Annotated in this window: 5 protein-coding genes and 1 pseudogene; 4 read left to right on the plus strand and 2 right to left on the minus strand. The window is 28.2% G+C overall.

The window, feature by feature from the left end; genetic code table 11:
* Positions 1 to 563: 563 nt before the first annotated feature.
* Both AC07E4_RS13125 and AC07E4_RS13130 read left to right on the plus strand, forming a co-directional pair.
* A complete protein-coding gene (locus tag AC07E4_RS13125) occupies positions 564 to 776 on the plus strand; it encodes a hypothetical protein (protein ID WP_430830075.1) in 213 nt (70 codons plus the stop codon).
* Between the two features lie 223 nt (positions 777 to 999).
* Positions 1,000 to 3,933, plus strand: a complete 2,934-nt coding sequence (locus AC07E4_RS13130) for a cell wall-binding repeat-containing protein (RefSeq protein ID WP_478216622.1) — start codon at positions 1,000 to 1,002, stop codon at positions 3,931 to 3,933.
* A gap of 186 nt (positions 3,934 to 4,119) precedes the next feature.
* Here the strand turns inward: AC07E4_RS13130 and AC07E4_RS13135 are convergent, their stop codons facing one another.
* Positions 4,120 to 5,043 carry a complement C1q domain-containing protein gene (locus AC07E4_RS13135; protein ID WP_051540538.1) on the minus strand — a complete coding sequence of 308 codons (924 nt, stop codon included), beginning with the start codon at positions 5,041 to 5,043 and terminating at the stop codon, positions 4,120 to 4,122.
* 450 nt (positions 5,044 to 5,493) lie between these two features.
* On the opposite strand from AC07E4_RS13135, the gene AC07E4_RS13140 reads away from it, so the two are divergent.
* The gene (locus tag AC07E4_RS13140) at positions 5,494 to 6,972 is read left to right on the plus strand and encodes a cell wall-binding repeat-containing protein (RefSeq protein WP_478216623.1); all 1,479 of its coding nucleotides are present in this window, start codon (positions 5,494 to 5,496) and stop codon (positions 6,970 to 6,972) included.
* Between the two features lie 135 nt (positions 6,973 to 7,107).
* Positions 7,108 to 8,265: a DUF819 family protein gene (locus AC07E4_RS13145; RefSeq protein WP_478216624.1), complete on the plus strand. Its 1,158-nt coding sequence runs from the start codon at positions 7,108 to 7,110 to the stop codon at positions 8,263 to 8,265.
* A 215-nt stretch (positions 8,266 to 8,480) separates the two neighbouring features.
* Here AC07E4_RS13145 and AC07E4_RS13150 read toward each other — a convergent pair.
* Positions 8,481 to 8,874: pseudogene (locus AC07E4_RS13150) on the minus strand (hypothetical protein); the annotation flags it as partial.

The following is an 8,874-nucleotide window of genomic DNA, read 5'->3' on the forward strand; positions in this document are numbered from 1 at the left end:
TATATACATGCATAAAAAATAATTTAGAAAAATATAAGATATAAATAAAAAAATAAAAAATTATTTTACAAAAAAGAACAAAAACAATAATTTTATAGTATATAGTAATAAAAGAACTGTGGCAGAAAGCTTAAAGTTAAACTAAAGTTACAATGTTCACACATGAAAAAATATAGAAAACTTTCTAAAAAATTAAAATAAATACAAAAAATAAAATTTTAGCTTTATATTTTAAAATATTTAGAAAATTGTATTGAATAAGTGTGATAAAAGGATTATAATAATAATGAATTTAAAATGCGGGTTTATATCAGTTGACCCGAATCGATTTGAAAAAATTAAATTATTTTTAATCCATTCTGTGAAAAGCTTGTTATATGGGAATAACAAGCTTTTCTTATTTTGTAAAATATTACACAAAAACTACATTAAATATTAAATATAATAACCTTAAATTTACATATATTTGGTGATATAATAGAATTGTCTGAAAACGTTTAATCATTTACAGCACTACAGTTATGGTTTAATTATATTTAGGGTTTAAAGTGGGGGATTTTCTTATGATATGTATAAAGTGTAAATGTAAGATGAATAAGGCAAACAGTTATTGTGAAAATTGTGGAGCTTTCCTTGGGAAGTTTGACAATACTATAAAAGATTGGATATTCAATAAAGTAAAAAGTTTAAAAAATAAATTTAAAGTATTACCTATACAAGTTAAAGGTGCTATATTTGCACAAATTTTAGTTGTTATTATATTTTTTTTGGTATAATTTACATAGACTAAAAATTTATAAAAGTGCTGTAAATGCTTAGATTTATGTAAATTTTTAATTTAATAATACGATAAAATAAGTGAAGATAATATAAAAAAAAGAAAGTTTAAAATAAATTTTTATATTTTTATGTATTATAATGTAAATGGTGAAAATAAATTATAAAGTATAAAATATTTAAATGTTTAAGCAATATTAAAATAAAAGGGAGGAGCATGATGTGAAAAAAATAGTGAAAATAATTTCTTCAGTAATACTAAGTATTGGTATAATTGCCAATGCTACACCTGCATTTGGAGCTGTTAACATTGGAACTGAAGTAAAGAAAATATATGGTAAAGACAGATATGAAACATCAGCTAAAGTTAGTCAAGAAGGCTGGGAAGAGGCTAATACAGCGATAATAGCAAATGGAGAAAGATTTTCAGATGCACTTTGTAGTACACCACTTTCAAAAGCTGTTGATGGACCAATACTTTTAACAGCAACAAATAAACTTCCAGTGGCAACAAAAAATGAATTAAGAAGATTAAAGGTAAATACTGTTTACATATCAGGTGGAGCTGGGGTAGTAAGTAAAAATATTGAAAATGAAATAAGATCTATGGGAATTAAGGTTACTAGGCTTGGTGGTAAGGATAGATATGAAACTTCAATTGCAATAGCAAATGAACTTAGTAGATTTGTAAATATAACAGATGTTATGCTTATATCTGGTGAAGAAAGCACTCAGGGGGCAGATGCTTTATCAGCGGCACCTTTAGCAGCATTAAATAACATGCCAATGCTTTTAGCATCTCAAAAGACTATAAGTCCAAGCGTTAAGCAGTGGATAGTGAATAAAAATCCCGATGCAACTTATGTTATTGCATCAGATAAAACTATAAATGATAAGGTAGTAAGTGAGCTTCCAAGAGTTGAAAGAGTTTATGGAAAAGATAGATATGATACAAACTTAAAAGTTCTTCAAAAGTTCAACTTCTATTTAGAATATGAAAACTGCTATGTAGCACAAGGAACACCACCTGGAACTGTAGATGCACTTACAACAGGACCTCTTGCAGCTAAAAAGTCATCACCATTAATATTAGTTTCAGATAAAGTAAACTCAGCTCAATCGCAATATTTAAAAGGAATAACTTCCAATGGGGTTATTGGAGTTGGTGGAGCAGTATCAAATGATATATTACTTCAATACTCTAAAATATTTGATGATAGAATAGCAACTAAAGTTAAAGCGTTAACTATTCAAGATAAAAGAAGTATAATATTAGAATTTGATGGAATAGTTAAGGAAACGCCAGCATCAGATAAAGAAAATTATGAGATTTTAGGAACAACTATTATAGATGCTAAATGTATAGATGGTTATGATAAGGTTCAATTAACTTTTAAAAGTGATTTAACTGAAAGTAAAATAAGTCATATAGAGGGAAGAATAAACAATGTAGTTGGCGAAAATATTCAAATTAGTTTTAATCGAAAAAATGTTACAGTAACAGATAAAGTAACAGATAAAGTGAAACCTAAAGTAGCATCAACTAGTGTGTTAGATATTGTTGACGGAACTGGAGCAAATAGTGTTAAAAAGAAAATTACAATAAAGTTTAATGAAGCTATAAAAGAAGAAGATGCGTTAGATAAAACTAATTTCAAAATAACAGATAAGGATGGAAATATACTTAACATATATAGAGTTGAGTATAGTAGTACTTCACCTGAAGAGGTTCATTTAATTACTCCAAGTGTTAATGATACTTCAAGTTACAAATTAGAAATTAAGGGAATAAGAGATTTAGCAAATAATATTATGGACCCATACTCAAAAACTATAAGTTTAAAGGATACTACAAAACCAGTTGTAAAACATTTTGAAATTACTAATACATCTGATGAAAATATAAAATTTGTAGATATTACTTTTAGTAAGAGAATGGATGAAAAGACAGCTACAACAAAAACAAATTATGTAATAAAAGATTCAACAGGTAAGACTGATACAAATATGATTAGAGAAATACAATATGATTCACTAAACAAAGATAGTGTTAGAATTGTATTACAAAATGTAGCTTTAGATGGAACTTGTACAATGACAATAAAAGGTGTAAAAGATACTATTGGAAATGTTATGGAACAATTTGAAAGTAAATTAGTATTAAACTTAAATAGGCCAGTAATAATTACACCAGTACCTTATGATAATCCAGATAAATTAGGAGAAAACAAGTTTATTATAAGAATTGAATTTGATAGACCTATGAATGATAAAGATGTACAAAATCTTAAAAATTATTCACTTGTATCTCAAAATAATGTAGTTATAGCACTTGAAAGTGCACAATATGATCCAATAACTAGAATTGCAACTGTAACAACAAAAACAGTGACAGATGAGGGATTATATACACTTCAAGTAAAAGGAATAAAGGATTCAACAGGAGTAGAAATTACAACTACAAAAATTTCATTAGAATCAGGTGCTATATCTAGACCTGGTATGGATAATGCTACATTGCAGGATTCAGAAGGAAGAAATAAAACTATAACTGTAGAGTTTGACACAAAAATGAACAGTAGTAGTGTACAGTTAGCATCTAATTATATGCTAATTAATAGTAGTGATGAATCAGATTATGTTAAGATAAAGTCTGCAAAATATACAAGTAATAATACTGGTGGATATGTAACACTTGTAACAGATGAAGTAAATAAAAATGGAAAGTATATACTAAGTGTTAAGAATCTAAAGGATATTACAGGTGTAGCTGTTCAACCAAAGGACTTTTTAATTAATATAACTAATATTAGACCTAGGGTAGAAGACATTATAGGAATAAAAGATGATTATTCAAAATTAAATGTAGTATTTAGTGATTTAATGGGTGTTGGAGCAAGTAGTGCTAGTAATTACTCATTAACGTATGAAAATCCAGAAACTAACAAAGAGGAACCTATAAATGTAAGAAGTGTAACAACATTAGGTAGTCAGGTTTTATTAGAATTTGATGAGCCAATAGAAGCAAATGTTATTTATACATTAAAGGTAGCAGGAGTTTATTCTGGAAGCTTAGAAATGGAACCATATGAAGTTAAGTTTAGAAGAAAAATAAGTCCATCTACAAATAATGATGTAATAATTATAATAAATTAAAAAAAAGGTAGTTCAAAATGAACTACCTTTTTTATTTGATTAAATTAGAAATAACTAAAATATTTATTTAATTAATTATATCGTGAAACAAGCTATAGTTTAGAATTTAAAGCTAGTTTCACGCTTAATGGTATCCAAGTTTTTGAATTGATACTTATAAATATGAACTTGGAAACTTATAAATAATTAGCATGAAACTCTAAAAATAGTTATATTAGCAGCATAAGGTATAGTTTGTGAACAATTTGTAGAGCAACATCCATTATTGCAACAACCTATTAGTAATGGACCAGAGCCAAGGTTCTTTAATTGAACTACAGTACATCCATTTGATCTAAATAATGTTGATCCAGATACTGCAGAACCAGGAACACTTGAACAACTTGAACCCATAACACAATTATCTACAGATAAACCTACTGCTGTTTGGCAATTGCTTAAGTTACTTACATTCCAAGAAGCATAGTATAAACCAGGCTCTTTTATTCTAATTTGATTAGTTGGAGTGTTAACTTGAGCATTTCTAGTTGAAGTTATAACTCTATTAAATGATATAGGACTATTAGCTGCAACTGTTTGACCAGTAGTACCTTCAGCAGCACCTAAAGATATTCCATATCCAGCAGGAACTCTTCCAGCTGGTCCTTGTATACCTTGAGGACCTTGAGGACCGCGAGGACCAGTAGGACCAGTAGCACCACAAGCACCACAGTTACCACATGGACCACATGGACCAGGGCAACCCTTAGGACCTCTTAAACCTCTAGGACCTTGAGGACCTTGAGGGCCAACAGGACCACGAGGACCTTGAGGGCCAGGAATACCTTGAGGGCCTCTAGGACCTACAAGATTGTCAGGGCAAGCACAACCACCACAATTAGGGTCTATGTCACCACAGTGACATCCATCATCTTCATAACAATAGTCATTATCACAATCACTTTGATAACAATCATCAGTATATTCACAGTTATTTGTATTGTCATCTAAGTTAGAATTATCACAAGAATCATTGTTTTGTTGAGAATTAATAAAATTCATAACAGCTTCTATTTTTTGTCTTGTATTGCAATCTAAGCTACTTAAATCTATAGGTGATTTAAAACTCATACGTAATCTCCTCCTATGGTTTAACATTCTTTAACATTATTTTCTAATGTTTTCTATATATACTATGACTTGAAAAAACAAATTGTTACATATTCTTTTAAAAAGAAAAATTAAATATAAAAATATAAATTTTAAAGCAAAATATAAAAACATTTTGTAAAAACAATAAAAAATGATAAAATATATATAACTATATACGATAAATATAGGGAAGTTTTGTATAATTAATATTATTATATGAAAATATAAAATCAAATTTAGATTTAACTTTTAAAATTTAAATTTAAATTACTATTGAATGAAGATATAAGATGGACCAAGTATAACTATAAATTAAGTTTGTTTAGTTAATACTTATTGAGTTAATTTTACTAATTAATATAAAAAATATAGAAACTCTAAGTGTTAAAACTTAAATACTTTGTGCATGTTTATAATGAAGGAGATAATATGATAAATAAAAAGCAAAGTTTATTAGTAGCGTTAGCATTATCAATGGTTATAAGTGCTAGTGGAATAAATGTTACTTATGCTGCAAGTAAAAAATCTAAGATAGAGAACTCAGTGACAGAGAGGTTATCAGGCGGAGATACTGGAAATAGATATGATACCGCTGTAGCAATATCTCAAAAAGGATGGAAAAATGGAAGTAATACTGTTATTTTAACTTCTGGAAGAGATTTTCCAGATGCGCTAAGTGCTACACCATTAGCTAAAAAAAATGAAGCGCCAATTCTTTTAACAGAAACAAATAGTTTGCCAGAAGTAGTTAAAGATGAAATAAAGAGATTAAATCCTAAAAAGGTGATTATTGTAGGTGGTTCAGGAGTTGTAAGTGAAAGTATTTCTGAAGAACTAAGTAAATTTGGTCGAAAAGTAGAGAGAATAGAAGGTAAAGATAGATATGAAACTGCAATTAATGTAGCTAAAGAAATTGGTGTTAAGAATGGAGTTGCAGTTGCATATGGATACAATTATGCAGATGCATTATCAATAAGTTCAATTGCTGCAAGTATGGGAATGCCTATAATATTAACAGCTACGGATAATCTACCAGCAGAAGTAAGTACTTTTATAAATGAAAATAGTATAAAAAAGAGTTACATTGTCGGTGGTGAGGGAGTAGTTAATAATGCTGTAATGAGCAAATTCCCAAATAGTGAAAGAGTATCTGGTATTGATAGATATGAAACTAATGTTGCTGTTATGAAAAGATTTGATACTTATATAGATTATAATAAAATATATTTATCAACTGGTAGAAATTATCCTGATGCATTAGCAGGAAGTTCATTGGCTGCAATAAATGAATCACCAGTTATATTAACTGAAAGCAATTATGTACCAGAAGTTACATATCAATATATTGTAGGAAAAATGTCTAAAGAAATATATGCATTAGGTGGACAAGCAATTGTTGGTGATAATATACTTGATGTTTTAAAAGTTGAAATGAGATATGGTGAAGTTTCTAAAGTACAGGACAAATCCATTGAAGTTAAGCATAAATCAGAAGCCAAATTACCAGAAACAGTTACGGCCATTTTAGCTGATAATAGCAAAAAAGAGATTGAAGTTAAATGGAATGAAAGTAAGCTAGATACAAGTGAAATTGGAACTAAAAAGTATACAGGTGTAGCAATGGGCCATGATGTTACATTAACAGTTAAAGTTATAGCTAATATAGCTAAAGTAGATAATATTAACACAGTGATAACTAAAGGTGATAAATTTACATTTCCAACAACAGTAAAAGCGACAATGACAGATGGAAGTGTGAAGGATGTAGCGGTAAAATGGAATAGTACTACTATAGATACTGGAAAAGTTGGAACATACACATATACTGGAACTTTAGAAGGATATGGAAATAAGGTTACATTAACAGTTGCAGTAAAAGATCCATTTAGGGTAATAGATATAAGATAATTTTAAAGACTTAATAGATGCTAAATTCTATTAAGTCTTTTTTTATGTAAGTAATTGAAATTTAAATAGAATAAAACATAAAGAACTTGATTATATTTAAAGGGTAAACAATTAAATATATTGGAGGCGATGAGTTTGATTAAATCAGCAGCTGGGTATATTAGCTTTTTAATATTTTTTTCATCAATAGTAATTATGATAACAAGTGAAAGTAAATCTAAAATTTTTAAGTATATACCTTCAATAGTATTAATTTATTTTTTAATAATGATACTTTCAACATTAGGATTATGGGAAGATAATTTAGAAATACAATCTATTTATTTAAATGTTAAGGATAATTTATTATTAGCAATGATATTTTTAATGCTGTTAAAATGTGACATAAGAGAAATTATAAAACTTGGACCTAAGATGATATTTGCATTTTTAATTTCAGCAACAACAATAGTTATAGCATTTATAGTAACATATGCTATATTTAAAAATTATTATGAACCTAATGCATGGAAAGCATTTGGAGCATTAGCAGGAACTTGGTTAGGTGGGACAGGCAATATGCTTGCAGTACAAAAAGCCCTAAATATTCCAGATTCACTTTTAGGATATACATTACTCATGGATTCAGTAAATTACTCATTATGGTTAATGCTTTTACTATGGATGGTATCTTTTGCACCAAAGTTTAATAAATGGACAAAAGCAGATACAAAATCTATAGATAATATAGGTTATAATCTGATGAAAAATAATAACAAAAAAGGTGAAGTAACATTTACAAATTTAATATTTATGCTAGGAATGAGTTTAAGTGTAGCATCTATAGCTACAAAAATTGGTCAACTTATTCCTGAAAATCAAATAATACAAGGAAATACCGTAGCAATTCTATTGGTAACATTAATTGGAGTAATAATTGCAATGACACCCATATCCAAAATACCTAGCTCATCTGAACTTGCAAATTTAATGCTTTATATAATTGTGGCATTAATAGCATCAAAAGCAAATTTCACAGAAATATCTGGTGCTCCAATATATATAATATCAGGAACTATAATACTTTTAATACATGGAGCATTATTAATACTAATAGCAAAAGTATTTAGATTAGATTTATTCACTTGTGGAATTGCTAGCTTATCAAACATAGGAGGAGTAGCATCTGCTCCAATACTAGCAGCATCATATAACGAAGCATTAATACCAATTGGAGTACTAATGTCGTTAATGGGATATGTACTAGGAACAGGGGGAGGCCTTTTAGTTGCAAAAATACTATCTCTACTTTAAAGGTGACAGTCATTAATTTAAGGGTGACAGTCATCAATGTAATAGAAATTATAGGTGTATTTTGTGATAAAATAGGATGAAATTTAAGGGGGAAATGAATTCTTGAAAAATTAAGAGGAATTTAACAAGGCTTGTACACAATTAAATAAAAGTATTAGAATATCTTTATTTTTTTGAAAATTTTTTAGTGTTATTTTAGTTGTGAAATTTTTTTGCTATTTATTTTCACTATAAAATTTTTCAATTATGTTTTTGTATTTATCTTCATGTAGTACTAAGTGAATGCCTTCATTGCTTAGGGCATTTACTTCTTCTATGGACATGTCTTCTAGTATATGTCCAATTTCATATGTTGTTTTTTCTGTGTATATTCCTGTTAGTAGTATGAATAGTGCTTTTGGTGTTTTTACTCCATGATCTACTTTTGTTAGGAATGAACTTCTTGTTATTCCTGTTTCTTTTTCTACGAAGTTTATTATTTGTTCTACATCAAAGTTTCTTTTTAGTATTTTTCTTGTTATTCCAAATTTCTTATCGTTTATTTTTATTTCTATTTTTCTGTTGTTGATTGTTAGTGTGGTTGATAGGTCGAGTTCTTTAAAGTGTGAT

The organism is Clostridium amazonense (assembly GCF_056431285.1).